Origin of the sequence: Paraburkholderia sediminicola (genome assembly GCF_046026895.1) — a bacterium.
Classification (GTDB): Bacteria; Pseudomonadota; Gammaproteobacteria; order Burkholderiales; family Burkholderiaceae; genus Paraburkholderia; species Paraburkholderia sediminicola_C.
Genome location: NZ_JAQQEU010000004.1, coordinates 139,009 through 164,148, shown reverse-complemented (window position 1 = coordinate 164,148; position 25,140 = coordinate 139,009). Strand labels below are relative to the sequence as shown.

Below are 25,140 nucleotides of genomic sequence, written 5' to 3'. Positions count from 1 at the left end.
AGCCCAATGACGCGCTACCTCAATCAGTTTTTTTCGCGAGCCACCACGATGCTTTCCCAGAAACCTTTCACCAGCGCAAATGACGCTGCCGGGATCTGGAGCAGCGCATCGAAGTTCTCTTCGTTGAACGGGATCGCGGCACCATCGTCGTCGGTTACACCCGACCAGCCGGTGACGACTTCCTGCAGCACTTCCTTGCCCGTCTTGCCGCGCAGATCTTCGAGCCTGTCGTTGGAGCAGCGCTTGAAAGTAACTTTGAAGTCGTGCTTTTCCACCTTGCCGCTCTCTCCGACGAGCTGGACTTCGATCTTCTGCTGATAGGTTTCCGATTGAGCGAGTTTGAATGCCATGGTCTTTCCTGAAAAAAGATGACCCGCGTGACGCGGGCCGAAAGCTGCAGCTAACTATGGTGTGCACCGCACCGAATGCTTTACTTCACCGTGATGGTGATTTCATCATTGCCGGTCACCGGGACGAACGTCAGATTCAGGCCGAGCATGGCCGTGCCGTTCTGGTCGCTATATGCCGGGTTCGTCGCCTGCACCGCAGGACCATCGATCTGGACGATGTTGCCGGCGGTCTTGCCATGCGTGATTGTGAGAGGACCGGTAATCGCGTCGCGCACCGCGGCCCACCAGTCTTTTGTCGCGACCGAGTCAAGCTGGATCGTCGCGCTACCGGCCGGCTTGCGGTCAGTGATGTCGACCGATTCCTGTTTGACCAGATTCCGGTAATTCACCGAGTTGGCGACGTCGATCGACAGCGCCTGCAGGGGCGAGCTCACACCTTGGAACGACCAATTGGGGGTGTTGACCTTGTTCACGACCAGCGGCTTCTGGAAGTGGCTGTAGTCCACGCCCGTCGGCATCGCCTGATCGACGACATCGCTGTACAGACCCGTGAACTTGAACTTCATCACCGGAATGCTCTTGGCCGTCATGTCGATTGCGACCGTGCCGCGGCCCGACGTCAACTTATGGAACAGGCCGTCGAGGTAGTAGTACAGCGTGACGGTCGGCAGGTTGTCGGAGATCGGCTCGTACTTGACGTTATCGCCTGCGGTGATCGTCTCCGAAAATCCGCATGCCTGAATCAGTGCACCCCACGCGGGCGCCGTTCCCGCCACGCCAGCGCCGGCGAGCTCGATCTCGAAGTCGAGCTGGCCGTGGATGGCCGCCGGCAGCTGCTCGCTGTTCCCGAGGTACGGCCGCATCACATCGCGGCTCGCCAGCTCTACGGTCGGCGTGTACGTGCAGTTGCGCGCGAGAATTGAATTGAGCGCAGCGGTCGGCACTGCATCGGTGCCGACGACGGTCTCGATGACCGCCAGAATCAGGGTCTTGCGTGTGAGTTTAGACATACGGTTCCTCTAAGAAATAAGCCCGCGCGCGGCGGGCCTGGTGGGTTACGAGCGAGTCGTTCGCATCTGAATCATCACCAGGTAGGCATACACCGCCGCATTGCCCTGGTATTCGCTGTCGCCTTCGGATTCGACCAGCAGGAAGTCATCCATCTGCTCGAAAGCCTCAACGATCTGGTCGCGCAGCCCACCGTTTTCGTCGGTGTCGCGACCGAGAATGGCGACCGTCACGGTGTGCAGGTCGTAGCCACCGCCGAGCACCCATCCCGTCTCCTCGGCCGAATGCACCGTGTAGACAAGCGCCGGCCACGTCGGATTGGGCGGCAGTTCGACGTTATGGGTGTTCGGCAGGATCGCCGCGAGCGCGGCATACACCTCGGCCTTCAAGTTCATGCCGCCCCTTTCTGAATGAATTGCGCGACACGGTTCGCCATGGCAGCGAGCGCGTCGTCGCTCTTATGCTCGAACGCCGGGCCGATGAACGGCATCGGCTGAATGCCGGGATTGGTGACCTTCATCGCGAAGACCGGCTTTCCATCGGCTTCAAACGCCAGCTTTCGGCCGCGACCGCCGGCCTCGGCGTGCGGCTTCGTGCCGAATTCGAGATACCACCAGTAAAACGGATCGTCGACGTAAGTCTTTTTGATGCTGCCGTCGGCCCGCACTGAATAGACGACCTTCGCCTTACTGCCGAGCTCCCGGCCATGCCGCACGCCTAGGTTGAATTGCGCCACTCCAGGCGGCGGATTCGCTTCGCGCTTGACGGCGATGTTGTTCAACAACGCGCCGGTCTGCTCCAGCCCCTTCGCGAGCGCGATTGCTTTCGCCTCGCGCTTGATCACGTTGGCGCCGATCAAGGCGGCGGAAAACGCGACCTTCTTTTGCATGTCGTCTTTGAGCGTGGCAATAGCAGAGTTGAAACCCTGCAGCCCGGAAATAACGTTGCTGGCCGCCATCACAGACCCTCCGTTGCACCGGTGTCGCAGGTGAGAATCAACGTCTTGTGCCGGTCGAGCACGTCATTGATGAAACGGATGTTGAACGCCTTGCCGCCGTACAGGATGCGCATGGTCTCGGTGACCCCAGCCAGATAGCGCATCGTGAACGTCGTGCGGGCATCCGCTGTCTCGCCACCCTGATGAAGCGTCGCGTTGCGCTCCATGCCGGAAAGATAGTTAATGGCGGCCCACGGCGTGGCGAACTGTATCCAGCCCGAAATCGTTCCGCCGCTACCGTTCTTGCTGTCCTGCCTGCGCTCGATCGTGATCCGGCGGTTCAGTTTTCCTGTGCGCATATCGCTCCTTACGCCGACCAGATCCGGTAGCTGTCGAGCAAACTGTCGAGATAGGACAGGCTGACAGTGGCGGCACGGTTATCGGCGATCTCCGTTTCCCGGTTTTCATAGAATGTGCCTACCGTCGCCAGAATCCATTGCTGGATCGGTTCGGGCACCGTCGCGCCATCGTCGCCGAATCCCGCCGTATAGGTCACAACCACGTCACCTTTAGGCAGGCCGGAAAGCCTGGCGTTGTCCCCGAGCTCTGATGAGTAGGTTGACCCGTCGACGGCGACGCCATTCACGGTTACCGACTGGACCGACTGCACTGGCCACCGCGTGAGCTCGACCTCACCGGCGGCGCAGCGGAATCGTTCCTCGAGTTGCTGCGTGATCAGCGCGCGGCCGGTGATGTTCTCCGCGCGCATCGTTGCTGCCTTCAGTTGCAACGTGATCAAGTTGTCTTCGTCGGTGCCATCGACGCGCAGATGTTCCTTCGCGGTATCAACCGAGACCGGCGTGACTGCTGGTGGCGTAATAACACGGACCATTGCACGCTCCCAAAGTGACTTTGGGCGGCCTGAGCCGCCCCTGATACGCCGCGATTACGCAGCAGCCTGCTGCAGCGACTTCCACGCACCGCCCACATCGATGCTGCCTGCATCACCGCGATAGAACGCGAGGAAGCCGACCTGCCCCTTCATCGTGAAGTTCGAATCAGTCATGCGGAACAGCATCACCTGCATCACGTCGCGGATCAGGTAGTTCGTGAAGTCCCCGAACAGAACCGTTTTTGCGTTGGCAGCAGCCACCGGCATGTACTGGTTGATCGTGTACTGGTAGCCGAGGATCGTGTCGGGCTCTTTCACGGCGACGCCCGGCAGCCACAGCGGGCGACCATAGCCATCCTTCAGCTTCTTCAGTCCCTTCAGTGTCTGGTCGTGGAACTGCCAGCGCACCTTCGGCGAGCTGCGATACGCGGGATCGACAGAGTGTTCGAGCTCGACCAGGTCGTCATACTGGATGTCCGTCGCGTGCGCTGCCGTGGCACCCACCGGAGCCGCCACGAGCGCGCCCTGCGGCTCGTTCGTTCCCGTGCCCAGAATGTATTTACGTTCCGTGATACGGGCGATACGTGTCGCGAGCGCAGTGTGGATGTAGCCTTCCAGATCGATGCGGCTGTCCTGCAGCAGCTCGATCGGCACGGCGACTGACTTCGAGCTGAACTTGTAGGCGTTGATTTCCTTCATGCCGAACGCGAAGTCCTGCGCAGCGACGAGCGTGTTCTGGCCTACGATCTCGCCTTCCTGCGCCGTCGCGTCGACGGTGGGCCACTGGATCTGCTGGCCGGTCCCGGTACCGATCACGGTGGCCACTGCACGCATCCCGCCGAACGCCTTGAGCGCCTCGATCAGCTGCGTCGCAAAGTCGGTCGGCACCAGATAGCCGCCCGACGCCACGTCGGTGCTCATGTCGTTACGCACGCTTGCTGCGCGCTGCGCGACGTACTGGCGCTGCTGCTCGTTCAACGCGCCCTGGCCCTCCCGCAGCCAGGTGTTGAAGATCGACTTTTCCATCGTGACGTTGGCATGCGCCTCGTCCGTGGACAGACCGCTGTGATCAGCGCGGTTCTGCACGCGACCGAACTCGTGCGACGCCTCATCGAGTACGCGCTGGTTACGCGCGATCTCAGCATCGGTGCTTTGGATGTCACGGGCGAGCTCGTCGTACTTGATCTGCTGCTCGGCACCCCAGGCCGAGCCGGTGTGGTTCTCAACGAGGTTGCGCAGCTCTTTGGACATCGAGACGCGGCGCTCCCGCAGTGCTTGAATTGATACAGGCATTGAATGCTCCGAAGTGAGGTGCCCGCACGCGCGGGCATAAAAAAAGCCGCCTCTTGGCGGCCAGACATGCGCGGGAGCGACTCCTACGCAATGCGTTCCAACATTCGCACGCGACGGGCGCGATCGGCCGCCGCATAATCAGGTTCCTGCTCAGTGAGCGAGCGCGGAGCGTTGCGGTAGGCGCCGAGATCCCAGCGGTTGTCAGCAGACTTGGCCGCAACGATGTTGTCGACGAGGCCGGCATCTTTCGCCTCCTGCGCGGTGAACCACGTTTCGGCATCCATCCACGCCTTGACCTCATCAAGGGTCTTGCCGGTCTTGGCCACATAGTCGCTAGCGATGCTGGCATCAATCTTCTGCAGCATCGCGATCGTGTCTCCGAGCTCGGCAGCATTGCCGACTGCGACCGTCCATGCGTTGTGCACCATCATGAAAGCGCCGTCCGCGATGTTGACGCTTTTCGCTGCGAGTGCGACGTACGTCGCGGCGCTCGCAGCCAAGCCGTCGATATGTGCGGTCACGTTGCCGTGCTGCTGGATGGCCGTCGCCAGCGCCCGGCCATCGAACGCGTCGCCGCCCGGCGAGTTGATGCGCAGGTTGACCGCGCCCTTGGCATCTTTCAGTTCCTTGATCACGTCCTGCACGGCGATGCCATACCAGCCGCCGATCGTGTCGTACAGGTAGATGTCGGTGCCATCCGCGGCGTCACTGACCCGAAACTCCGGCTTTTTCTGGTTGAACAGCGAGAAAATCTTATTTTTCATTCAGGAATCCCCTCAGGATCAGTTGTATCCGGGTTTGGCGATGGGTCGCCGCCTGCGGGCCCCTTGTTGCCGTCTGCTGCGCCGGTGTCGCCAGACGCGGGGGCGGTTGGAAAATAGACCCCTGCGCATGCGCCACCGAGCGGGGGCATGTTGAACCGTGACCGCACCTCGTCGATCGACATCCAGCCCGGCCCCTGCGAGCCGCCGACAGCCTGCCGGTAGTACGCCGCTTCCGCCGCCGGATCACCACGCGTGAGACGCGTCACGTCGAATTCGCCGTAATACCGGGCGCTGCGAAACGTCTTGCGATTGATCTCCGCTTCGTATCGGTTCAGATACGGCCGCACCGAATAGAGCACGAAGCCGCGCCCCATTTCCGAGACGCCTGAGCCCCAGCTCGTCGTCTTCGAGGTCTCGCCGATCATGAAAGGCGGCACACCGAACGCACGCGCGATGTCGATGACCTGAAACGAGCGCGATTCGAGCAGCTGCGCATCGACGGCCGTCATCCGCAATTGCGTCACGTCGCCGCCCTCGCCGAGGATGGCCGGCGTGCCGACGTTATCGAGGCCACCGTGTTTCTTGACCCAGTAATTGCGCAGATCCTCCCGCTGTTCCTTCGAAAGTTGCTTTGGGAACCTCAGGACGATGTCGGACATGTTGCCCTTCGTGAAGGCCTTGTCCGCCAGTTCCTCGGCGTGCTGTGCGATGGGCACCGCGCGACTGGCCGCGTACTTCAGCACTGACATCGAGCGCCCCGTACGAGGGTTGAAGCCGGGTCCGGTGAAGTGCAGGATGTCGTCCTGGTCGAATGCGACCGGAATCATTTCATCGCCATAGGTCATCGGGATCGACACGACGTAGTAGTACCGCCCATCCTTCAGCCAGACCCAGACCGAGCGAGGATCGAGCGGGATGATCTCGTCGATGATGGTCGGGTTTCTCGCATTGCGGATCAGCAGCGCGAACGCATCGCCGAAGAAGCACTGCGAAGTGACGAAGTACTCCCACATCATCGGCGCCGACATCATCGCGCAGGGCTCTTCGTTGAACTTCCACCATAGCGGATGATCGTCGGCGAGCGCGCGGGCCATGCCGTTGCGGCGGTAGATCTCCATGCGCATGGAGGCGACGGCGCCACCGAGCAGGCGCACGCAGGCATATACCGCCGACGTGCGCATCGCCTGATCCGGATTGACGGTCGCGAGTCCGGTGCCGGTCCCGAGAAGGTCTGACAGCTCCTCGTAATTGACCATCGTCACGGCGCCGGTGTCGTTGCGCACGTCTAGCGCCGGCGCAGCAGCGAGCGCCGGCTCGACGCGCGAGGCCGATGCCTGCGCCCACCGCTTAAAGGGATTGAACATTAGAGGTCCACGTGTGTTTCCGAATGCCCGTCGCTCTCGCCAGGCAGAATCGCCCGTCCGAGTGCCATGATGGCCGCGACGACGCCGTCGATCTTGTTCTCAGGCCGCTCTTTACGCGGATAGATGTTGTCTTTCTGATCGCGATGGCACACGACGTTGCTGATCATCCAGCCGAGCACCGGATCGCCGCTATGCTCGATCGCACCTTTGAGCACGAGCGCCTCGAGCTGCTTCATCGGTTCGCTGAAATTCAGCACGGTTGGCCGCATCTCGACCATCGGAACGTTATCCGCGAGCAGATGACTCGACAGCTGCGTCGCCTGAAAAGGGTCGAACGGCACCTCGGCGACGTCGAAAAGCGCGCAGTCTTCGCGCACGCCGTCCTCGATCAGATCGAAGTCGGTCACCTCACCATCGGTGACCGTCAGCCATCCACTGCGGCGCCAACCGTCGTACTGGCTGTTGTGTGCGTTCTCGACGGCACGCTCCGGCAGGTAGTACGTGCCAAAAATCGCCCACTTCTGCCGGTCACCTGAAGGCGGAAAAAGCCGGATCTTTGCGGCGATATCGACCTTGCTCGCAAGATCGAGCGACGCATAGCAACGCTGCCCATAGAATTCCTCGACTCTTAGATCCGGATTCGCACAGGCGTCCCATGCCCGCATATCCATCCACGCACTGTCGGCGTTGACCCATACGTTGAGCCGCTTGGTCAGAAAATTGCCAACCGCACTAGGCATCGACAACGCCTTGCGGCATGCAGACTCCATGTCGTCCGCGAGTACGGACACGCCGTAGTTCGGGTTCGCCTTCGGCCAGCATGCCGGATCCGCCCAGTCGTCGCCATCGTCGATCGTGAAGATGATCCCGAAGAACGACTCGTCTTCGACGACGCCGCCGAGAATCTTCGTCACGTGCGTTCGCTGCTCGTAGCAGATTCCGGTGCGATCTGTGCCGGCCGTCGTAATCATCCACAGCAACGACTGGTCGCGAGCGCCGGTGGCCGAGTCGATCACATCGAACACTGCACGTGTCTTGTGCGCGTGCAGCTCGTCAATCACGCCGCCATGCACGTTCAGGCCATCGAGCGTGCTGCCTTCGGCCGACAGCGGCGTGAACTTGCTCGCATCGTCCGGCACCAGCATCTGATGCTGCAGCACCTCGATGCCGAGCGTCCGGCACATGTCCGGCTCGCGCAATGCCATCGCCTTCGCGTCATCGAAAACGATCTTGGCCTGGTCACGCGTCGTTGCCGCGCTGTAGACCTCCGCGCCCGGCTCGCCATCAGCGGCGAACAGGTACAGCGCCACGCCGCAGCTCTTCGTCGACTTCGCATTCTTGCGGGCGACCTCCTCGTATGCCCGGCGGTAGCGGCGAAGCCCGGTATCGACGTGCAGCCAGCCGAAGACAGTCGACAGCACGAAGATCTGCCACGGTTCGAGCACGATGCGCTGGCGCGTTCGTGCCCACTTGCCCTTGATGTGAGGCAGCAGCTCTACGAAGCTGCAAATGCGACTCGCCGCTTCGATATCGAAGCGATACGGAAAAGCTGCGTCTCCAGCGCCGGCGCGGGCGAGGTCGTTACGCTGGCGCTGACATGCGAGCTTCACCCACTTGCACGCGACGATCCGACCAGAGAGCACATCGTCGATGTAGCCGTTCGCGATCTCGACGTAGTTCGGTTCGTCGCGCTCTGGGCTCATTTCGCGAACCGCCCCCAGCCACTGCTCGCCGGTTCCAGTCCGGGCAGCGCCAGCTGGTTAGTCGATGCTGTCACTCGTGAGCGGCTCGCCGGCGACAGCCCGAAGCTTTGCAGGAACTTGTGCACCTGATCCTGCAGCGAGTTAATCAGGCTCACCTCGACAGCCTGCTGGCGATAGCCGGAAGGTGCCACATCGACGAAGGCCTCACTCGCCGTCTTGCCTTCAGCCGCGAGCAGATCCTGCCGCTTCTGGAAAGCGGTCTCCAGTTCGACGAGCCGGCCCCATGCCTGACAGTACAACGCAAGGGCCGCCCGATCGAGCCGGCTGATCAGCCCGAGCTGCTCGAGCTCCGCAGACACGCGCTTCCACTCCTTGCGCGCCTCCTTGTTCAGATGACGCGGAACGTCGGGAATCGCGACCTCGGGATTGACGCCGTCCGACAGGTTGATCGGACGCTTTCCGGGATTGCCGCGAATCAGTTTGAGCGCCGCCGGCGCCGGTTGCGGACCACGTTGACCCATATGTGCCAGGGAGCGCTTGGACACCCCCCCCTCGATAACTTGCGCGCAGAAAAATTTGGCTAAACACGCGGTCCCATCCGGCGGACCGCCAGACTTTCGGCCACCCCCCCGGCCAGCCTGCCTCGCTGGCCTAGACCACCTTCGGGAGCGGCATTGCGGCCTTCGGTAGCGCCCGCCACGCCGCTTGCTTGCGCTCGGCACGCCCCGCGCGCAAAGTCACTTTCGCAGGCGTACCGGAGCGCTATCACGCACGCGTACGGGCCCGTGCGCTCTCCCGTGCCGTCTTCGCCTTGTGACACGCATCGCAGATCGACTGCTGGTTCGATTCCTCGTCGGTCCCGCCTTCTGCCTTTGGCTTGATGTGGTCAACCTGCGTCGCACGTGTGACACGCCGAGCGCGGAGGCAAGGCTGGCAGAGGCCACCATCGCGTTTGAGCACCAGTTCGCGCAGCTTTACCCACGCTGCACCGTAGCCGCGTGCATGCCGACTGCCGCGTCGCTTGTCGCTGACCCAGCCCGTCTGTTCGCGAGCGTGTTCGGTACAGAAGCCCGGTTCGGTCACGACGTTGCGGCAACCGAAGTGCCGACAGGGAGTCGGCGCTTTACGTGGCATCGCGACCGGGCAGATGCGATCGGGCTTTGCCGACAAGCGAGCGGATACGCTGCGCCGTGGTGCTGTGAATGAACCACGCGCCGACTTCCGTCTCGATCTCATCGAGCCACTGATGCGACGGATGCTCGTTGGACGTAGCCGACGCTGCACGTTTGTCGGCAGGCGAATCGTCTGCTGTGCCAGCCACTGCTGGCGACGCTGCTGCACCGCCTGTGTCGCCATCAACAATGGAAGACCGCAGCGCGAACGCTCGAAGAAGGCTATGGACTGCATGCATAAACGCTCCTGAAAAGACAAAGCCCCGAGGGCTTTCGCACTCAGGGCTTTGATGATCTTGTTTTGCAGGGACGAACGTCTCCCCGCAAATCCCAGCAGCCGTTTATGTTGTTCGTTGCGCCGCTCGCGCAATACTGTGTGGCTGCTGGGGAAGGGTTGCGCCACGAGTAGGCGGGCGCTCCGTTCATCCAGTGACTCGGTAAAGGATGGCCGAAATATATTCGATCGATTCTTGGTTTGCAAGAGTTTCATTGACGAAGCTGTGCGCGCATTGTGTCTACGACTCGCCAGTCCACCTTATCAATTATCGCCAGCATCGCGCTGAAGTGATCGACCCACGACCGGCGATAGACCGGCAGTGACACGCCGAGCGCATGAGCGCGCGCGGCCTCGTCGATCTGCCTTCGCCCATCACCACCGCAGCACGGACAGATCTGTCGCCCTTCGGTTTTCTTTGGCACGGTGATCAGCACACCACGACCAAGACATCGTTCACATCGAACCCGTTCGCGATACACGATTGGCCCGCCGCGACCGTTCGAGTGTGCGGCGAACGGCACGCGTTCCTCAGTGACTTGTTCGCCCTTCCCTCCGCAGTCCGGACATACGCACGAGACAGGCAACGGATTCACATTTCGCCCGATAGCGCCACGCCCATTGCATCGCACGCATTGATCGTCGACCCACTCAACAAGCAGACGCAGCGCGAACCGCTCGACGATATCAACCTTCGAGCGCTCGATGCGCTGGCCTGCCTTACGCTCGCGCATCGCTTCGGCATCAATGCCAGTAAATTTTCCGCGATTGAATTTGCCTGACCGGCGGATCAGCTGTGCGAGCAGCAATGTCGTGCGCCGCACCGCATCGGGTCGAATGTCCTGCCCGCATTTCATCCGCACGAGGGCGCGGCCAAGATCGTTAGCGAACGCCAACGCGCCCAAAGTTACTTTCGGATCCACGATCGGATCGGAAAACTGACCGCGAACGTTCATCGCGACACCGGCTTGCTCTTTCAGGTCGATCACTGCTTACCTCCTATCCGTCCCAATGTCCCAATGTCCCAATGAAAAAAGGTCGTGAATGCGCGCGGGCGCCTGCGACGTGCGCACCCTCGCCTGCACGTCGCGCACGTCGCACGCATCACACGCACGCATACGAGGCGACGCACTTGGGACGCCAGGACATGGGACGCTTTGCGGCGCGCCGAAATATCATCGGTAGCGCGCCGATATACGCTGACGCGCGCGCCACAGCCTGCGGCGAGCAAGCAAAACGGCGCGACGAAATTGGCATCAAAGCGGTGCGTCATCGTCGTGCTCCGCTTGTTCAAAAGCGACAGGCGTCGCGGCAACCGGTGCGTCGACGTGATCCGGAGGCGTGTAATACCATTCGCGATTGCCGGTCGATTTACGCTTGCGTACCCAGCCGAGGGACTTCATTGCTTTGCCAACGCGGCGCTGCTCTGCCGGCGTCCACTTGGCGATCTCAAGCTTCAGGCAGTCGCCGAGGATGTCCTCCATCGTCACCTCGCCGAGGATGGCGATATGGCGGGCGATCATCGTTTCGTAGATGTCGCCTTCGTAGCGGGCTTCCTGCTCGGCGGAGAACAGCGGCTTTTCAGCTGCCAGGACTTGCCACGGCGTGGGCAGCGTTCCACCCGCCTCAGTGTTCGCCGCGTCCCATTCGAGATACGTCTGATAGGCTTCCGCCCAGATCTGATCGCGATCGTCTGCCAGCCCTTTCAGATCGAGCGGTGAGCCAGCTTTAACCGGCCAGTAACGACGGTTCCCTGATTCATCTTTCAGGTACGTGTCAAAGTTGACCGTGCCGCCAAAGACGCTTTGACGTGGCACATCAATCGCCCGCCTCGCGTAGGGCGGTCGATACGTATCCACTGCCGTGGTGAAGAAACGCTTGGCGTTCGATGAATCGCTCTTGCTGAGCGCGTCTAGCTCGGCAAGCTCGATCACCCACTTGCCGGCCATCACGGCGAACGCATCCTTGTCGCCAATGACGATGTTCGCGTCGGTGAACCACTGCTGGCCGAACAGCGTCCGGAACGCCGCCGACTTGCCGGCGTCCTGCACGCCCTCAAGGATCAGCACGTTGTCCATCTTGCAGCCGGGACGCATGACGCGCCCGACAGCGCCGAGCAACCACTTGAAGCCGGCCAGTTGGACATACTCACTGTCGGGCACCAGCAGGTAACGCGTGAGCCACGACCGCAAGCGCGGGACGCTGTCCCATTGAAGGGCCGAGAGGTAGTCCCGCACTTCGTGATACCGGTTGCGATCGGCAACGAGGAACGCCGCATCCATGACGACGTCACTGCGTGGACTGAAAGAATATGTCTGACCGAGCCACAGCACGCAGCGCGCGTCGTCACGGTCGGTCCACTCGCCGGTCTCGCCGCCTTCAAACGGCGGCGGCTTGAGCTTCATGATGCGCAGCGAGAACTGCTCGAAGCCGAAAACGCCTTGCCACTTTTCATCGTTGGACAGAATGGTGAATACGTTGTCGAGCGATGGCAGGATCGCTGACGACTTCTCAGCCCGCCGCAAGCGTTGCCGCCACGTGAATGCACCGTTCTCGGCGTCGATGTGTGCATCGGCCGCGTCAGCTGACGTCGCGCGGTGAGGCGAATGCGGATCGATTACCGTGCGAACATCGTTCGCGGCCGGCGCCGAAACGACGCCTGCCTTCTCCATGGCCTCGATCAACGCTGCCGCGCGGTTATAGCCGATCCGCAGACCGCGCTGCACGCCCGAGACAGTCGCGCGCTTGCCCTGACGTACGAGTGCCACGGCATCGCCGTAGAGCGGATCCGCAAGTTTCGCGACGGCCTGCAGGTGGGGAAAAGGCGGAATCTCATCCGCAGCAGGAGCCAACGCCGCGAGCAGCGCAGCCTCAATCTGCGCCTTGACGATGTGCAGGCCTTCCTCGCAATGCAGATCGTTGTAATCGGTCAGCTTGCGGTCCCCACGCGCGGCGAACCGCGGAAACACGACGCTGGCGTTGCCGACTTCTGCCACTGCTTCCTCGGCACGCTTGCGACCCGTGTTCTCGAAACGCCAGGTGCGCTCCGGCATGACGTCGTTCCAGACCGCGAGCTCGATGTACTCGACACCGCCATTGATCTGCTTGTACTCCGCATGCAGCGTGTAAGACGTGTTCTTCGATTGAATCTCTACCGTGCCGCCACCGATCACCAGCTCGCCTTCATAGCCGTAGTCGGCAGCCAGATGTTCCCGCAGGCGCTGCTCGATCTTCCAGTCGTCGTCGGCACAGACCAGCAGGTGAATGTCCGGATAAGCTGCCCGCAGCGCACGGGCTGCGGGCAGGATTCCGCCTGCGTCAAAGCAGACCGACAGAGGGATCTGTTCGCCCGTAGCCATCCGGATCGAGCGGCCAGTCGCGTAGCCTTCAGCGATCATTGCTATGCGGTCGTCGACGCCGATTTCACCGATGCGAAACTCAGCGCCCTTCTTTTCCATGCCCTTGTTGAAGCGCTTTGCGCCATCGGGCGTGACCTTCTGAAGGCCGACCATTCGCGGCTCGTCGCCACCATACTGATACATGGGCACAAGCAGCGTGCTCTCGGCATCAAAGCGCACGCCCTCTGGCGTGATCTGCTTGCGATCGAGGTAGATCGACTGGCCGTCGACGAACGCTTGTTGCCACTGCTGCCGGGCTCGATTGGCCGCCATCTTCGCCGCATGAATGCGCTTTCGCTCATCCTCGCGCTCGATCTCAGCCTGACGTGCACGTGTGATCGCCAGATCTTCCGGTGCTGCCGCCTCGCCCTGCCATTCGAAAGTCTGCGCGCCGTTATCGTCGCCGACCCAACGACCGAAGGCGCCGATGTAGCCAAGCACCTGACCATTACGCACTACCTGATGGATCGAGTACCAGAACTTCTTGGCCGGACCATAGCGGTGCGGTTTGCCATTGTCCGATACGCGCGGATGACCTTCGGGAAGCTTGGGGTGCCCGGCAGCCGCGAGCTGCGCTGCAATCTGATCAAGTGATGCCATGCTTTAACCCGTGATCAGGACAGACCCAGCGTTGAAAAGGCTACGCCATCTGGCGCGACCCGCCGCAAATCGGCCTGCGCAGGCGACAAATTTGGGCGCGAACGGATGCCGCGCGCGAAGCGCGGAAGCGGTACTCGACAAAGTCACTTTGGATCCCCCGGTAATTGCTTTATTTGCCACGAAGCCGACGCCATTCAGCGTCGTGTGACGCTTTGAAAACTTCGATTTGCTGTGCGGTGAGATAGCCAGCGATGAAGCCAAAGAAAAGCCCGCGCTCGGTGCGCGTGCGCAGCGTTGCGCAATAGCTGGCAGCGGACAACACGAAGTCATCCAGATGGCCGACCTGCCGGGCGCGAACAAGGAGCATGTCGGCCGGAAAGGTCGGCAAGAGAGTCGAGAGGAATGCGGCTACCCGAGGTGGGGCGTGGGCGGCGAGGCGAGCCAGCTCAATTGACGCGCAATGAAGCTGGTGATCGAGGTCACAGCACAGTCCGGCATTAGCGCGGTACTGATTGCAGCACGCCATTCCGACCCGGAACTGCATGCTTAGGCTCGTCCGATTTTGCTGATGCGCATAACCACCCTGAGCAGACGATCAAGGCCCCGCTGGTGTTTGCGCGCTGCGACCGCTATGGCATCAGCCTCCTGTTCAGTGATCCTGCCGTCAGCGACGGCCGAGTGAACTTCACCGGCCACTACGCCGCTTTGGCGTGCGAGGTCCAGCGCACCGAGAACGACCGCATCGATGCCGTCGCCATCCTCTGCGTCGCCAGCTTCGCTTGCTCTCAAGCCGAACCGTTCGTTGAGAGCGTGAATTGCGTCCCGCGCTTGCGCCTGACGCTTTTCCTCCATCCACTCGATCAGCAGTTCGAACATTTCCATCGAGAGGCGGTTTTCGCCTTCCCCGCGAAGACGCAGACGCAGTGACTCCGTGCCGATGCTCTTGCCGCGACGATTCGCCAGAAACGACGCTGCATCAGCCACGCCCCCAGGCGTATTGCGCACCGACGTGTAAAGCACGTCGAGCCAGTCGGTCCCGCTATATCTGCAGGTCATTCGAACCCCGTTTCTCTTTGGATGTGTGGCTTTTCATACTGTTTACCGGCCACTGGTGCTCGTACGATGCGAGCATGACCAAACGACCGAAACCGCTATGAAGAAATCGTCAGTGCGCCGCGTGAGTGCTATCGGCCGCCGTCGACTGCTCAGGGCTACCCGCGAAGTAATCGAACAGGGTTTGAACGGTGGAGACGCGTGGATCGGCAACGATCCGGCACGCGATCTTCGTGAGGGTCTGGTAGGGCACGCCGCTTTGCCTGGCGACTTCAGGCCAGGCGCCTTTTACGCCGTCCAGACGACGCAGGACGGTGCCAAGCATTGTTTCTTCGTGTATCCGCATGGGAATACCTCTGGAGCACAAAAGTGACGACACTATATCCTTTAGAGGATATTTCCGCAACCGGAAACGCGGCACCACATATCCCGCAAAGGAATTGCCTGTTCGGCATCATTTCGGATATGGAAAAGAAACTAATTCGCGAGGTACTCGCAGACAACATCCGGCGCTACATGCGGGAGATTCCCTTTGTCGACACGCAGGTCAAGCTCTCGAAGCGGGCCGGCATTTCGCAGAGCTCCGTAGCACGCGTGCTGTCTGGGCAGGTGGATACGCAGATCAGCATCGTCGCGGCGATTGCAGATGCGATCGGCGTGTCTGCCGCCGATCTATTGGCGGAGCCGGAAGAAAAGCCTGCTCTAGATCTAGACCTAATGAAGTTGGCGCGACTACCGAAAACAGAGCAAGAGAAGATCAAGTCGTTCGCTGACTTCGTATTTACTCAGGCCGCCGCTGACGGAACAGTGACTATCGTGGGCAAGGTTAAGGCGACATCAGAACAGGAGACGCGCGCACGGCGCGCTGCTCGACGACCATTATCTAACGACTCGTTGAGCATAGACCGTGACGCACATCACAAGAAAAAAGAGCGAGGAGCTCAGTAAATCTAGTAACGTAATTTCGCTCCAGACCGACACCGAAATAAACAGAATCCGCCGCCAGGCGTCAATAAGAAAGCATCTGCTGTCATTAGCCGAACGGGAAGCACGCAACAGCGCAATCGCCAGCGCATCCGCCCTTCTGAAGCCGGACGGCACCATCCAATTGACCGCCTGTGGGATTGAACCCGACGTCGCGGACCAAATAGCTGACGCCCTACAACAGCTGACCGACGCTGTACGCGCCCACGGCGCCCCACCTACCACCGCCCGTCGCGGCCAGCGAGGCGTCATCGGAATCACCCTAGCCCTCATGATCGGCTTCATGGCTGCCGATTTCTTCAATCAGATCGCGTGGCTTGATGCGGTACTCATGCTGGCCGCCCAGTTGATTGCTGCGGCACTCGCCTCACGGTCAGCACGCGACTCGACCATCCTCTAACGCATAACCAAAGGATCTTTCGTCGCAGTTTTCGTGACGAAAGCGTCATTTCTGGAAAAAGATATCCTCTTAAGGATTGACACCGTAATATCCCCCAAAGGATACTTCGAACCACGCCGCGCGATTCCTGCGCGCTACTCGGAGATCCCTATGAAGAACATCGAAATGAACGCCGAGGCCCGCCAAGCGTGGCTTCGACGCGAGCAGGGCCTGCCAGCGGAGCGCCCTTCCGCCCACGCGCCCTCCCGGCAAAGTGACTTTGAGAAGTCATGGGCATGGCGTGCCGTGTTCGTATTTGCCGCGTTTGTGGTCATCGCCTCCTTGATCGCGCCGGAGCCGGGCACCCGTACGCCCGGCGTGATCTTCCACCTCGGCACCGTCTAGGCGGCGACATGGCAGACCGGATTCCCGTCACCAATGTCGATATCGCCAGGGAATTCCGCCTCCGCCACCTCGCCGGCTCTCCTGTCGCCGCCATCACGAACCCTGCGCTGCGAATCTGCCTCGTCAACTGCGCCGAGCTGCGGATGAAGCACGCGAAATCCGAACAACCCACGCCGGACGGCAAGCGTCTAGCCGCTGGCGACACAGATTAACGCCACATGCAAAAACACAGACTTCAGGTTCCGCAGGAACCGACACGCCGAGACACCATCGGCCTGCGCACATACGTTAAGTACGACCCGATGGCGCCGCGCGCAACGACGCCGGTGATGGTCGGCAAGTACGTTGTTGCACGTCGCCCCCTCGCCGGCAGCGTCCACACGCTTTACATGATCCTGGACGGGTCCGATGTTGTCGGCACATCGATCTCGTACCCTAACGAGGACGACTGCGCGACGGCCGTCAAAAGAAACCACCGCAAGCAGGCCGAATCGCTGGCCGAGCGCACGATCGCCAAAGCGAAAACGCGCAAGCCACGAGCCGTGAGTGCGAAGGAGGTCGCGTGATCTTCGCCCTCCTCGTCGCCATCACCACGTGCTGCGCCGTGTGGTTTCTCACGGGTGCCGGCCAGCAACGGCATATCGGCTTTGCCTTTGGCTTCGTCGACACAGTGCTCTGGCTTTTCGCAGGCGTTTCCGCCGGCAAGCTCATCGTTGTGGCCATCGCATTCTTCTGCGCCCTCTGCTTCGCACGACCGTTCCTGCGCGCCACCCTGTACGGCCGTCTCCGGAGACAACATGCCAACTGACCTCTCCCCTATCTGCAAAGCCCTGATCGCGCTTTTCGCCAGCCAGCACGATCCGCTCACAATCGACAATGTTGAGGCCGCATTGCCCCACGCCGATCGACAGGCACTTCGCCTCGACCTGCACATGCTAGTGCGCGCTACGGTCGTGCGACAGGCCATCCGACGCTCCGACGAGCGCCTCGTGTACTGGCTCGCGGGCACAACGATCGCTCCGTTCGACGGTACGCTGTTTCACTACGCACCAGATGCAACGTTTGCCGACGTTGGTGGCATCCCGTCGACGGGAGGGACCAACAATGGCTAAGACAAGCCCACTCGTTCTCGACGCGATGATCGTCACCGGCAACACGAAAGCGGCAGTCAAAGCCGCCGGCGGCGGCTCGTCTGACCTTTGGACCGTCCCGCCCGACCAGATCCACTACGACCCGCGCGACAACGTCCGTCCGCTTGATCAGGATCGCGTGCGCCACCTCGCCGAGCTGATGAAGGCAAACGGCTACGATCGAAAGAAACCGCTCGGCTGCTTCGTGCGCAAGGTTGGCGGTGAAGACCGGATTTTCGTGTACGAAGGCCAGCATCGATACCATGCTGCGTTGCTCGCCATTCTGGAAGGCATGCCCGTCGACAAGATGATCGATCGCTTGCCGATCGTGATCGACGAGGCAAAGTCGGTTAATCGCGTCAACCTGATTTATGCCGGCATCACGAACAATGACGGCGAAAAGCTCACGCCGTTGCAGCTCGCCGAGAAGGTGATCGAGTTGCAGGAGCTCGGCGAGTCAAATGCCGCAATCTGCAAACGCCTCAACATTACCGAGCAGACTATTCGCGACGTCCTCCTGCTAGCGAACGCACCAGCCGCGCTTCACAAGCTGGTCCGCGACAAGGTTGTCTCGTCAACACTCGCTATTGACGAGATTCGCACGCACGGTGGCGATAAGGCGCTTGAACGGCTTCAGAGTGCTGCGGCACAGGCTAAGGCCGGTGGAAAGGCCAAGGTTACAAAGAAGGCGCTTGCAAAGCCGCACACGGTGAAATCGTTGGACCCGCAAGCAAAGCAACTTTTGCAGGCTCTGCAGTCCGTACTGCACGATCCCGTGTTCGGCAAGCTTTCCCCTGGTACGATCGCGGGCGTGCACGCGGCACTTACGCCACACGCTGACCTGCTCGATGCGGTTTCGACGACGCGATCGAAGCATCCAATTCACAAGCCGAACGAACACGGCGTTTACACGGACTGCGAGACGCTTAAGGCGCCCCTGTTCAAGCGTACAAACAAGCACCCCGTTGAGATCGACCTTGCACAGGTTGATCTGGGTAAATGGATATTCTCGACGTCCTATGCCATCGGCACCGCCGCTGGATCGGGTCCCTGCAAGCTACGCGGTGCTGACACGACGTATCCGACTCGCGGGCAGGCCATCCGCGCTGCGGTCCAGTCGCTTCGAAAGCAGCTCGATCAGTGGAACACCCGCAACGCCAAGGAAATGCCAGGCGTGCATGCGTGGCTAGAGCAGCTTTGGACGGCGCCCGATCCCGACTGGACCGGGGAAATGGCAGCGGAGGTGGCTAAATGATGGTTCGCCCGGCCATTTCTACCCAACGTCCGCTGCCGCGTAAGCGGGAACAGGCGGGCAAGCGCCCACGGCTTTCCCTCGCTGGCGCCGTCCCGGCGCAGGCATCGAATGACGACGTCAACAGCAGCGGGCTCACGCCCGCCAAAGCGATCCAGATAGACGAAGCGCCGCTCGCGCGGCGAAAAGCTATCCAGACGAATGAAAGCGAGTCGGATTCCCGACTCGCAAACCTCGCTCGGATCGACGCCGTTCGCATCGAGATCCGCAAGCTGGTTGAGGTCATCGCACTTGGCGCCGACATCGAACTGCTCGACCTCATGCGCGACGAGGTAGGCAGCTATAGCCGGCACAAAGCGGCACAGGAGTGCCGCACGTGGGCCGAACAAGCCCGCCTGACCATCGAAACGGGATTGATGCAGCTCGATCGCGCGCTGCATCCATCAACGTGGGACTCAGCAAGGCGCAATCAGCAATGACCATCAATATCGAGTTCCCACTGGGCGTCGGGGTCTTCACCCAATGCGCGAAGCACGTCCCGCAAGAAGGCCTCCTCGACGGCTCCGAATTCAGGCGTACCGACTTCAACGTCGCTGGGGTTCAACTTACCTTGGGCTTTGCGGATAGCCGCTACGCTGATGCCGAGCGCCTCGGCTTCCTTGTCGAGCGGACTGCCTCGACGGATTCGATCGGGGTTTCTATTTTCCATGCCGTGGTTGTCGGCAGCACCCGCGAAAACCTTTAGGACGATTTATATGGGTCGGTTATCAATTGGGTCCGGACGATACGTGCCCGTGATCGTCAACGGGCACAGCCAATGGGCACGTGACCAAGTTGCTTTGCAGGCCGAGATCGTGTGCTTGCTTGCTCGCGACGGTGCTCTGCCGAAGAAACGGATCATCACGGCCTTGGCGACGGCGCAGGCCGCCGTCGAGACCGCGCTCAGCGTCCTGCTCGATACGGGAAGGATCGAGCGCTACCGCGCGATGAGTGTGCGTCGACGATTAGACGAACACTGGTGCATCGCTGGGCAGGCACCGGCCGCAAGCCGGACTAACTTTCGAGCTATGGAAATTTTGGCAGGGTTTCAACAAGCCGCCGCGCGGCAAGCTGGGAGCATGATCGTATGAGAACGTTTGATCTGATTGAGTGCGCGGAGTTTTTGAAGGTCGACCGCAACACGGCGATGAAACTCGCCGGCACCGGCGAGCTGCCCGGCGCCAAAATCGGCCGGGCTTGGGTATTCCTTGAAGACGACGTCGTCGCCTTCCTCCGGAAGAAAACGCAGGAGCAGTCTCTAGCTCGCCTGCAGGGCGCGCACGAGCCAGAGACTGACGATCGCGTCGCAAGGGCAATCGCTCGTCAGATTCCAGTTCTTGACAGGCGGCGGCCGGGACGCCGCCCGCGCATTCTGCCACCGCTTCCGTGCGAAGATCTAACCCAAGAACGACGACAGACGCTCGGATAAAGCAGGAACGTCCGCCAACTCACACTGCCACACCACTAGCACCCGCCATCCCATCTCGTCCAATTGGCGGGCGCACTGCAGGTCGCGCTCCCTGTTGCGCTCAAGCTTTGTCGTCCAGAATTCTACATTTGACTTTGGTGGCCGGCCGCGCGGGCAGTCGTGACCGTGCCAAAAGCATCCGTGGACAAAGATAACGCAACGCCTACGCGAGAAAACGATATCCGGCCGCCCCGGCAATGCCACACCGTGCAGCCGATAACGATACCCCTGTGAGAATAACAGCCGACGGACAGCCAATTCAGGCCCCGTGTTTATGCGACGGACACGACGCATCAATGAACTTCGCGTGGTTCTGTCCAGCTTGTCCATCGGCCACTCTTACTATTTCACAGACACAATCGCTTCGACGCTTTCGAGAAGTTCCTCCTTAACAATATCGGCCTTCACCGCAATCATCCTCGGATCTTCGGGTGCGCGCTCAACCAAGTGGTCGAGGAACTCCTTCCATTGATCCTTTGCACGCGCGAGCAAGTCGACCCACTGCAATGGATACATTTGATCCTCGTTCAATCGCTTGAGTTTGCGAACCATTGCCGCGTCAGATGACAGGAACTTGTCGGCCACCAAGTATCCAGAAACGTGCTTGAAACCCAGCGCCGGCGCGACCTCGATCCGCTCTCTTATCGTATTGATGTAGTTTTCAAATCGGGCAACATGGTCATGATCAATCTTCAGCCCAGGCCGCATGAACTCCATTACCAACAGCTGATGGCCACTGGAAAGCACAAGATCTACACGTCCGGTAAACGGCTCCTCTCCAGATGGTGGAGGTGCATTCTTCGTCGCTTCGTGTGCCTCGCGGACGATGTGGTGAACGTTCTTTTCAACGGCGAAGGTTTCCCACTCAGGCGAAATCAACCACGGATGCTTGGAGATATAGTCCCGGACTGCATTTTCGATCTGTCGCTCGTTGATTCGTCTTTCCAGCCCCTTAATCGCCTCCAGCTTTGCCTTCACCGACTCGGCGGTATGGAGAGCCTGAATCGTATCTGCTTCGATAAGCAGCTTCAGCAGGCTCGATTCGTCCATCTCGTCAGTCGTGGACATGACGCGAATGAGGTGCTTAAGGCGTCCGCCTTCCCAAGCCGTCAAGATCGCACCGCCGAGTTCGCGATACTGCTCTGCCGAGATCTTTTCTACGGAAGCCAACCTTTTTAACGCCGCCTCAACGGTCTTCGAGTCGTATCCGAGGCTATCGAGCCGGTCACGGAATCCGTCGATCTTTTCGTTAAGTAGGCGCATTTTTTCGGCGCCGCGCCGCTCCTTCCAGATTCCCAACAGTTGACGGATCCGCGCCTGTCCCCATATTTCCAACGCGCGCAAATCGGCATGTTCCCAGTTGAGTCGCTGCCGCTCGGTCGAGATGACATCTTCCGACAGCTCGTCAACGAAATTGGCAATAACCGAACCGGCCATGTATTCCGGCCCGGTTTGGCTCGTTAAGCCGCCCGTAATATTGAACATGCACGGTTTTTGAGCAAGCTTCTTGTGCGCAAAAATTGCAATGCCTTGCAGACCTTCTTCCTTGATTGTGTCTTTCTTAAAAAGGATGCGCCACCGGATCGTGTGGCCAGACCCTATCGTCTCGACACCCCAGCCGTCCTCGATGGACTGCATGTTTATCGGCTTTTGATCCTCTTCATAGTCTTCCGGGAACGAATACTCGACATCCGTAAGATCCTCATCTTCGGGGATCGGCGTTTCGTTCACGTTGATTGAGAATTCGTCCACGACGTTATTGACCATGAAACGACGCGCCATCGAGCGCATGAACTGCCCGACAGAAATCTTCCTGTTAAGCTTCAACCGTCGCAAGGTGAGCGTCGTCCCGTGACTAGCCTTCCTTTCTTCGTTCGGCCCCTCGACGGTGTGTGGAACAATGCTGAGGCCATTGGCGTTGATGTATTTTCCTCCGGACCGAATCTCAGCCAAGTCCAAAGTGAAAGCGGTCAACTCGCCCGTTAGCTCGCTGATAGTCCGCACATCGATTTGCGAAGCGATACCGAAGCCGGCAAACTTGCCAATACCTTTGCGGCCCATCAACGGTCGTCCGCCTCGAGAGGTCGCTTTTGCATCACCTTCGCGGCGATCGAAACCGACCGTCAAGTAGTTATCTTGGCACTCTTGGAACGTCATGCCATGACCATTGTCGGAGATCACGATTTCGAAATCCTCGCCTGAACCCGCATCTTCGTTTGGCAGGCCTACGTTCACCCGCTTCGCGTCCGCATCCCAAGCGTTCGACACCATTTCAGCAATTGCAGCCGTCGGGCTTTGATACATCTGAATACCCAAGTGGTCGATGACGCGGCCAGAAAAATTGAGCTTCAGGGTCTTATCAGTCATGTTTGGTCTCTCGGTCCAGATGTTTTCTAATTGTGCTTGCATGGCGGCGAATGAATTCAGGCGGCAACGCGTTCCCGATCATCAGCGCTACACGGTCTCGTCCCATCTCGATAGGGAAGAAGTAGTTCTCTGGAAAGGTCTGCAGTAGAGCAGCCTCCCGAAGGGAAATCGCGCGATCTTGCTCGGGGTGAAGAAACCGTCCTTTCGACGGATTGACGCATCCGCCCGTAATCGTGGGAGCGACGTCGTCCCACTTCATTCGACCGTAGACGTCCCTAAATCCATCGGGATACCGTTTATGACAGTCCAACCAGAGCGCCTGAGGAAGATCAGCTCTGCTGCCACCGTCCTTCGGTACGTGCTTTATAAGCGTCGTGACCTTCTCCGAGTGCTGGATCTGCGATGAATGCAGCGGATCCGACGACTTCCCAGGCCTTGGAAGCGACGCAATTACCTCGCGTACCGTTTTCTTCATGGCAACACGTTTCGCTGGTTCCAACTTCCCCAACCGGCTCGTAAGCATGATCATTCGACGTCGGCGCTGCGGCACCCCGAAAGCCGACGCATCTTGCACAGTTACCGTGCTTTCGTCCACGAGATAACCCAACGTCTGGAGACGAGCAAGTACCACTTTGATCCGGTCATTTTTTGCCAGCGCCGGGACATTTTCCATCATCACGGCTTTTGGGAGCATCTGCTCGACGAAGCGCAGAAACTCGAAGATCAGGTCGTTCCTCTTATCCGACACGGCGGATTGCTTGTTACGAGTGCGCAGCGTCGAAAACCCTTGACAGGGCGGACAGCCAGCAAGAAGGTCGAGCTCGCCCTTCTTCAGTCCCAGTTGAGCCATCAGGCCGCGCGGCGAAATATTCGTAATATCGTCATTGATTGCGTGAACTCTCGAATGATTCGCCCGATATGTCATCCACGCAACGGAATCCAGCTCAACGGCGGCGACGACGTCGAAGCCAGCCTGCCTCAGTCCTAATGTTAATCCCCCTGCTCCGCAGAACAAATCTATCGCTTTAGGTTTTTTCATTGACGCGATTCCGCATAGTTAATACGCTCGTCTTGACCACATTTATGGCGCTTCTCACGAACTCTACCAGACCATTTGGTTTGTCAAATCAATAGCTGTGACGACACTCACCACAACCGCAGCGCCAGGTCACTGCCACGCAGATTTGAGTAACGCATCAGCACTTTCGTGTCCGAATGTCCCGTGATCTTTGCGATCTGGACATCGGACAACGAAGTGCGCTCATAAAGCCGTGACGTCGCCTCATGGCGCAGATCGTGGAACTTGAAGTCCCCGCAACCTGCAGCATCAAAGATGCGTCCGAACTGCCCTGACAGGCGCACCGATATCCCCGCCAGCACCTTCTTATCTCGCGAGCCGTCCCACCACGGGAATAGCCGGCCGCTGTCAAAAGCGAATCCCCGCATTTCCGCATCACGTGCCATCACCAGCTTGCGATACCGTTCGAAGGCGGCGATCGCCACTGTCGTCAGCGGCACCTGACGTTTGCTTCCGTTCTTCGTCTTGTCCAGAAACACAGTCGCGCGCGCGACGTCGAACTGGCTGAGGTCGATCGTGTACATCTCCCGCATGCGCATGGCCGACTCAAGGCCGAGCTCGAACAGAAAGACCATCGCCGGCCGGAAGTTGAGATCCGGCCCGCGTTGACGGTTTTCCGGCTTCTCCCCATCGAGGATTCGCCGCACTGACGCCTCTTCGGTTGTGAGCAGCCTGCGATCACGCGACTCATCTTCTCTCGGCGCTTTGTCCTGCGCTCGCACGGCCACAGAGTCTTCGTCGGTGTACGTTGCATAGCGCTTCGGCAGGAGGCGCAGCGGGTTGGTCGCCAGTGACGGTGTACCGGAGCGCACGACCCAATCAAAGCATCGAGCCAGCGCACCAACGTAATGACGAATGGTCGACGGCGCCATCACGTCTTTACGCTTCATGCTCTTGACCCAGCTTTCGACCCATTGATAGTCGACGCCTGTGAGCGGTTGTCCTGTCCACCGACCGACAAGCGCATTGAGTAACGAGACGTCCGACGCCGGCAGCGACACCTTGGTCATGTATGAGCGAATAGCATCCTCAACGGTCACCAGATCACTGCGGCGCGCGACAAGATCTTCAGGGAGTATGCCTGCGTCGAGCATCTGCTCTAGACGCCTGACGTATGCGTCGCCCTCCTCCTCTGTGTCGAAGGTCAGGGAAAGTGGCTTTGGCAGAATGCCTTTGCGCCGAATGATGTATTCCCACGTCCCGGACGGACGCATTCTTTTTGTGGACATA

The 25,140-nt window shown here is 60.1% G+C and carries 33 protein-coding genes; 12 read left to right on the top strand and 21 right to left on the bottom strand.

All coding sequences use genetic code 11. From position 1 onward, the window contains the following. Positions 1–23: 23 nt before the first annotated feature. The 17 genes from PQR02_RS04870 to PQR02_RS04790 form a co-directional block, all read right to left on the bottom strand. Positions 24–350: a phage tail assembly chaperone gene (locus PQR02_RS04870; RefSeq protein WP_408226257.1), complete on the bottom strand. Its 327-nt coding sequence runs from the start codon at positions 348–350 to the stop codon at positions 24–26. 80 nt (positions 351–430) lie between these two features. Then, positions 431–1,360 (bottom strand): phage tail tube protein, encoded by a 930-nt coding sequence (locus PQR02_RS04865; RefSeq protein ID WP_408226254.1) that lies wholly within the window; start codon positions 1,358–1,360, stop codon positions 431–433. Between the two features lie 45 nt (positions 1,361–1,405). Next, positions 1,406–1,753, bottom strand: a complete 348-nt coding sequence (locus PQR02_RS04860; protein WP_128584146.1) for a hypothetical protein — start codon at positions 1,751–1,753, stop codon at positions 1,406–1,408. Beyond that, positions 1,750–2,316 carry an HK97-gp10 family putative phage morphogenesis protein gene (locus tag PQR02_RS04855; RefSeq protein WP_408226251.1) on the bottom strand — a complete coding sequence of 189 codons (567 nt, stop codon included), beginning with the start codon at positions 2,314–2,316 and terminating at the stop codon, positions 1,750–1,752. The genes PQR02_RS04860 and PQR02_RS04855 overlap by 4 nt, the downstream gene beginning before the upstream one ends. Then, positions 2,316–2,654, bottom strand: a complete 339-nt coding sequence (locus PQR02_RS04850) for a phage head closure protein (RefSeq protein ID WP_408226248.1) — start codon at positions 2,652–2,654, stop codon at positions 2,316–2,318. The genes PQR02_RS04855 and PQR02_RS04850 overlap by 1 nt, the downstream gene beginning before the upstream one ends. An 8-nt stretch (positions 2,655–2,662) precedes the next feature. Continuing rightward, positions 2,663–3,187, bottom strand: a complete 525-nt coding sequence (locus tag PQR02_RS04845; protein WP_408226245.1) for a head-tail connector protein — start codon at positions 3,185–3,187, stop codon at positions 2,663–2,665. 54 nt (positions 3,188–3,241) lie between these two features. Continuing rightward, on the bottom strand, positions 3,242–4,480 hold the full coding sequence (locus PQR02_RS04840) for a phage major capsid protein (protein ID WP_408226242.1): 1,239 nt from the start codon (positions 4,478–4,480) through the stop codon (positions 3,242–3,244). A gap of 83 nt (positions 4,481–4,563) precedes the next feature. Then, positions 4,564–5,244, bottom strand: coding sequence for a head maturation protease, ClpP-related (locus tag PQR02_RS04835; protein ID WP_408226239.1), 681 nt, complete (start codon positions 5,242–5,244; stop codon positions 4,564–4,566). After that, a complete protein-coding gene (locus PQR02_RS04830; RefSeq protein WP_408226236.1) occupies positions 5,241–6,608 on the bottom strand; it encodes a phage portal protein in 1,368 nt (455 codons plus the stop codon). Before PQR02_RS04830 ends, PQR02_RS04835 begins: the two co-directional genes overlap by 4 nt. After that, positions 6,608–8,311: a terminase large subunit gene (locus tag PQR02_RS04825; protein WP_408226234.1), complete on the bottom strand. Its 1,704-nt coding sequence runs from the start codon at positions 8,309–8,311 to the stop codon at positions 6,608–6,610. Before PQR02_RS04825 ends, PQR02_RS04830 begins: the two co-directional genes overlap by 1 nt. After that, on the bottom strand, positions 8,308–8,856 hold the full coding sequence (locus PQR02_RS04820; RefSeq protein ID WP_408226229.1) for a phage terminase small subunit P27 family: 549 nt from the start codon (positions 8,854–8,856) through the stop codon (positions 8,308–8,310). The genes PQR02_RS04825 and PQR02_RS04820 overlap by 4 nt, the downstream gene beginning before the upstream one ends. A gap of 220 nt (positions 8,857–9,076) precedes the next feature. Then, entirely contained in the window at positions 9,077–9,886 is an 810-nt protein-coding gene (locus PQR02_RS04815) for an HNH endonuclease (RefSeq protein ID WP_408226226.1), read from the bottom strand. A gap of 83 nt (positions 9,887–9,969) precedes the next feature. Next, the gene (locus PQR02_RS04810; RefSeq protein WP_408226223.1) at positions 9,970–10,746 is read right to left on the bottom strand and encodes a hypothetical protein; all 777 of its coding nucleotides are present in this window, start codon (positions 10,744–10,746) and stop codon (positions 9,970–9,972) included. A 267-nt stretch (positions 10,747–11,013) separates the two neighbouring features. After that, entirely contained in the window at positions 11,014–13,755 is a 2,742-nt protein-coding gene (locus PQR02_RS04805) for a VapE domain-containing protein (protein ID WP_408226220.1), read from the bottom strand. Between the two features lie 169 nt (positions 13,756–13,924). Continuing rightward, a complete protein-coding gene (locus PQR02_RS04800) occupies positions 13,925–14,299 on the bottom strand; it encodes a hypothetical protein (RefSeq protein ID WP_408226217.1) in 375 nt (124 codons plus the stop codon). A 2-nt stretch (positions 14,300–14,301) separates the two neighbouring features. Beyond that, positions 14,302–14,811, bottom strand: coding sequence for a phage regulatory CII family protein (locus PQR02_RS04795; RefSeq protein WP_408226214.1), 510 nt, complete (start codon positions 14,809–14,811; stop codon positions 14,302–14,304). Positions 14,812–14,920: 109 nt separating this feature from the next. Continuing rightward, a complete protein-coding gene (locus PQR02_RS04790; RefSeq protein ID WP_408226211.1) occupies positions 14,921–15,133 on the bottom strand; it encodes a hypothetical protein in 213 nt (70 codons plus the stop codon). A gap of 44 nt (positions 15,134–15,177) precedes the next feature. Here PQR02_RS04790 and PQR02_RS04785 point away from each other — a divergent pair, with 44 nt between their 5' ends. From PQR02_RS04785 to PQR02_RS04730, 12 genes are all read left to right on the top strand, one after another. Then, a complete protein-coding gene (locus PQR02_RS04785; RefSeq protein WP_408226208.1) occupies positions 15,178–15,756 on the top strand; it encodes a helix-turn-helix domain-containing protein in 579 nt (192 codons plus the stop codon). Further along, positions 15,716–16,192, top strand: a complete 477-nt coding sequence (locus PQR02_RS04780; RefSeq protein ID WP_408226205.1) for a hypothetical protein — start codon at positions 15,716–15,718, stop codon at positions 16,190–16,192. The genes PQR02_RS04785 and PQR02_RS04780 overlap by 41 nt, the downstream gene beginning before the upstream one ends. Positions 16,193–16,342: 150 nt before the next feature. After that, on the top strand, positions 16,343–16,576 hold the full coding sequence (locus tag PQR02_RS04775; RefSeq protein ID WP_408226202.1) for a hypothetical protein: 234 nt from the start codon (positions 16,343–16,345) through the stop codon (positions 16,574–16,576). Between the two features lie 8 nt (positions 16,577–16,584). Beyond that, on the top strand, positions 16,585–16,788 hold the full coding sequence (locus tag PQR02_RS04770; RefSeq protein WP_408226199.1) for a hypothetical protein: 204 nt from the start codon (positions 16,585–16,587) through the stop codon (positions 16,786–16,788). 6 nt (positions 16,789–16,794) lie between these two features. Further along, positions 16,795–17,142 carry a beta-hexosaminidase gene (locus PQR02_RS04765; protein WP_408226196.1) on the top strand — a complete coding sequence of 116 codons (348 nt, stop codon included), beginning with the start codon at positions 16,795–16,797 and terminating at the stop codon, positions 17,140–17,142. Beyond that, positions 17,139–17,384, top strand: coding sequence for a hypothetical protein (locus PQR02_RS04760; RefSeq protein ID WP_408226193.1), 246 nt, complete (start codon positions 17,139–17,141; stop codon positions 17,382–17,384). The genes PQR02_RS04765 and PQR02_RS04760 overlap by 4 nt, the downstream gene beginning before the upstream one ends. Next, positions 17,374–17,688, top strand: coding sequence for a hypothetical protein (locus PQR02_RS04755; RefSeq protein WP_408226190.1), 315 nt, complete (start codon positions 17,374–17,376; stop codon positions 17,686–17,688). Before PQR02_RS04760 ends, PQR02_RS04755 begins: the two co-directional genes overlap by 11 nt. Continuing rightward, complete coding sequence (locus PQR02_RS04750; RefSeq protein ID WP_408226187.1) at positions 17,681–18,961, top strand: ParB/RepB/Spo0J family partition protein; 1,281 nt, start codon at positions 17,681–17,683, stop codon at positions 18,959–18,961. The genes PQR02_RS04755 and PQR02_RS04750 overlap by 8 nt, the downstream gene beginning before the upstream one ends. Then, positions 18,958–19,437 (top strand): hypothetical protein, encoded by a 480-nt coding sequence (locus PQR02_RS04745; protein WP_408226184.1) that lies wholly within the window; start codon positions 18,958–18,960, stop codon positions 19,435–19,437. Before PQR02_RS04750 ends, PQR02_RS04745 begins: the two co-directional genes overlap by 4 nt. Beyond that, the gene (locus PQR02_RS04740) at positions 19,434–19,703 is read left to right on the top strand and encodes a hypothetical protein (RefSeq protein ID WP_408226181.1); all 270 of its coding nucleotides are present in this window, start codon (positions 19,434–19,436) and stop codon (positions 19,701–19,703) included. The genes PQR02_RS04745 and PQR02_RS04740 overlap by 4 nt, the downstream gene beginning before the upstream one ends. Before the next feature lie 43 nt (positions 19,704–19,746). After that, positions 19,747–20,088 carry a hypothetical protein gene (locus PQR02_RS04735; RefSeq protein WP_408226178.1) on the top strand — a complete coding sequence of 114 codons (342 nt, stop codon included), beginning with the start codon at positions 19,747–19,749 and terminating at the stop codon, positions 20,086–20,088. Next, positions 20,085–20,426 carry a helix-turn-helix domain-containing protein gene (locus tag PQR02_RS04730; RefSeq protein ID WP_408226175.1) on the top strand — a complete coding sequence of 114 codons (342 nt, stop codon included), beginning with the start codon at positions 20,085–20,087 and terminating at the stop codon, positions 20,424–20,426. The genes PQR02_RS04735 and PQR02_RS04730 overlap by 4 nt, the downstream gene beginning before the upstream one ends. On the opposite strand, the gene PQR02_RS04725 is transcribed toward PQR02_RS04730, so the two are convergent. The 4 genes from PQR02_RS04725 to PQR02_RS04710 form a co-directional block, all read right to left on the bottom strand. Next, positions 20,394–20,795: a very short patch repair endonuclease gene (locus PQR02_RS04725; RefSeq protein WP_408226172.1), complete on the bottom strand. Its 402-nt coding sequence runs from the start codon at positions 20,793–20,795 to the stop codon at positions 20,394–20,396. The two genes, PQR02_RS04730 and PQR02_RS04725, sit on opposite strands and share 33 nt — an antisense overlap. A gap of 12 nt (positions 20,796–20,807) precedes the next feature. Beyond that, positions 20,808–22,832 carry an ATP-binding protein gene (locus PQR02_RS04720; RefSeq protein ID WP_408226169.1) on the bottom strand — a complete coding sequence of 675 codons (2,025 nt, stop codon included), beginning with the start codon at positions 22,830–22,832 and terminating at the stop codon, positions 20,808–20,810. Continuing rightward, complete coding sequence (locus tag PQR02_RS04715) at positions 22,825–23,871, bottom strand: DNA cytosine methyltransferase (protein WP_408226166.1); 1,047 nt, start codon at positions 23,869–23,871, stop codon at positions 22,825–22,827. The genes PQR02_RS04720 and PQR02_RS04715 overlap by 8 nt, the downstream gene beginning before the upstream one ends. Before the next feature lie 107 nt (positions 23,872–23,978). Beyond that, positions 23,979–25,139 carry a site-specific integrase gene (locus PQR02_RS04710; protein ID WP_408226164.1) on the bottom strand — a complete coding sequence of 387 codons (1,161 nt, stop codon included), beginning with the start codon at positions 25,137–25,139 and terminating at the stop codon, positions 23,979–23,981. Position 25,140: the final 1 nt, after the last annotated feature.

Excerpts from the sequence above, each read along its gene's own strand:
- PQR02_RS04860 (WP_128584146.1), bottom strand. The coding sequence starts at position 1,753 with ATGAACTTGAAGGCCGAGGTGTATGCCGCGCTCGCGGCGATCCTGCCG.
- PQR02_RS04870 (WP_408226257.1), bottom strand. The coding sequence starts at position 350 with ATGGCATTCAAACTCGCTCAATCGGAAACCTATCAGCAGAAGATCGAA.
- PQR02_RS04765 (WP_408226196.1), top strand. The coding sequence starts at position 16,795 with ATGCAAAAACACAGACTTCAGGTTCCGCAGGAACCGACACGCCGAGAC.
- PQR02_RS04770 (WP_408226199.1), top strand. The coding sequence starts at position 16,585 with ATGGCAGACCGGATTCCCGTCACCAATGTCGATATCGCCAGGGAATTC.
- PQR02_RS04835 (WP_408226239.1), bottom strand. The coding sequence starts at position 5,244 with ATGAAAAATAAGATTTTCTCGCTGTTCAACCAGAAAAAGCCGGAGTTT.
- PQR02_RS04745 (WP_408226184.1), top strand. The coding sequence starts at position 18,958 with ATGATGGTTCGCCCGGCCATTTCTACCCAACGTCCGCTGCCGCGTAAG.
- PQR02_RS04775 (WP_408226202.1), top strand. The coding sequence starts at position 16,343 with ATGAAGAACATCGAAATGAACGCCGAGGCCCGCCAAGCGTGGCTTCGA.
- PQR02_RS04795 (WP_408226214.1), bottom strand. The coding sequence starts at position 14,811 with ATGACCTGCAGATATAGCGGGACCGACTGGCTCGACGTGCTTTACACG.
- PQR02_RS04755 (WP_408226190.1), top strand. The coding sequence starts at position 17,374 with ATGCCAACTGACCTCTCCCCTATCTGCAAAGCCCTGATCGCGCTTTTC.
- PQR02_RS04790 (WP_408226211.1), bottom strand. The coding sequence starts at position 15,133 with ATGCTTGGCACCGTCCTGCGTCGTCTGGACGGCGTAAAAGGCGCCTGG.
- PQR02_RS04830 (WP_408226236.1), bottom strand. The coding sequence starts at position 6,608 with ATGTTCAATCCCTTTAAGCGGTGGGCGCAGGCATCGGCCTCGCGCGTC.
- PQR02_RS04825 (WP_408226234.1), bottom strand. The coding sequence starts at position 8,311 with ATGAGCCCAGAGCGCGACGAACCGAACTACGTCGAGATCGCGAACGGC.
- PQR02_RS04855 (WP_408226251.1), bottom strand. The coding sequence starts at position 2,316 with ATGGCGGCCAGCAACGTTATTTCCGGGCTGCAGGGTTTCAACTCTGCT.
- PQR02_RS04845 (WP_408226245.1), bottom strand. The coding sequence starts at position 3,187 with ATGGTCCGTGTTATTACGCCACCAGCAGTCACGCCGGTCTCGGTTGAT.
- PQR02_RS04720 (WP_408226169.1), bottom strand. The coding sequence starts at position 22,832 with ATGACTGATAAGACCCTGAAGCTCAATTTTTCTGGCCGCGTCATCGAC.
- PQR02_RS04740 (WP_408226181.1), top strand. The coding sequence starts at position 19,434 with ATGACCATCAATATCGAGTTCCCACTGGGCGTCGGGGTCTTCACCCAA.
- PQR02_RS04800 (WP_408226217.1), bottom strand. The coding sequence starts at position 14,299 with ATGCAGTTCCGGGTCGGAATGGCGTGCTGCAATCAGTACCGCGCTAAT.
- PQR02_RS04715 (WP_408226166.1), bottom strand. The coding sequence starts at position 23,871 with ATGAAAAAACCTAAAGCGATAGATTTGTTCTGCGGAGCAGGGGGATTA.
- PQR02_RS04725 (WP_408226172.1), bottom strand. The coding sequence starts at position 20,795 with ATGGACAAGCTGGACAGAACCACGCGAAGTTCATTGATGCGTCGTGTC.
- PQR02_RS04850 (WP_408226248.1), bottom strand. The coding sequence starts at position 2,654 with ATGCGCACAGGAAAACTGAACCGCCGGATCACGATCGAGCGCAGGCAG.
- PQR02_RS04710 (WP_408226164.1), bottom strand. The coding sequence starts at position 25,139 with ATGTCCACAAAAAGAATGCGTCCGTCCGGGACGTGGGAATACATCATT.
- PQR02_RS04840 (WP_408226242.1), bottom strand. The coding sequence starts at position 4,480 with ATGCCTGTATCAATTCAAGCACTGCGGGAGCGCCGCGTCTCGATGTCC.
- PQR02_RS04750 (WP_408226187.1), top strand. The coding sequence starts at position 17,681 with ATGGCTAAGACAAGCCCACTCGTTCTCGACGCGATGATCGTCACCGGC.
- PQR02_RS04805 (WP_408226220.1), bottom strand. The coding sequence starts at position 13,755 with ATGGCATCACTTGATCAGATTGCAGCGCAGCTCGCGGCTGCCGGGCAC.
- PQR02_RS04865 (WP_408226254.1), bottom strand. The coding sequence starts at position 1,360 with ATGTCTAAACTCACACGCAAGACCCTGATTCTGGCGGTCATCGAGACC.
- PQR02_RS04730 (WP_408226175.1), top strand. The coding sequence starts at position 20,085 with ATGAGAACGTTTGATCTGATTGAGTGCGCGGAGTTTTTGAAGGTCGAC.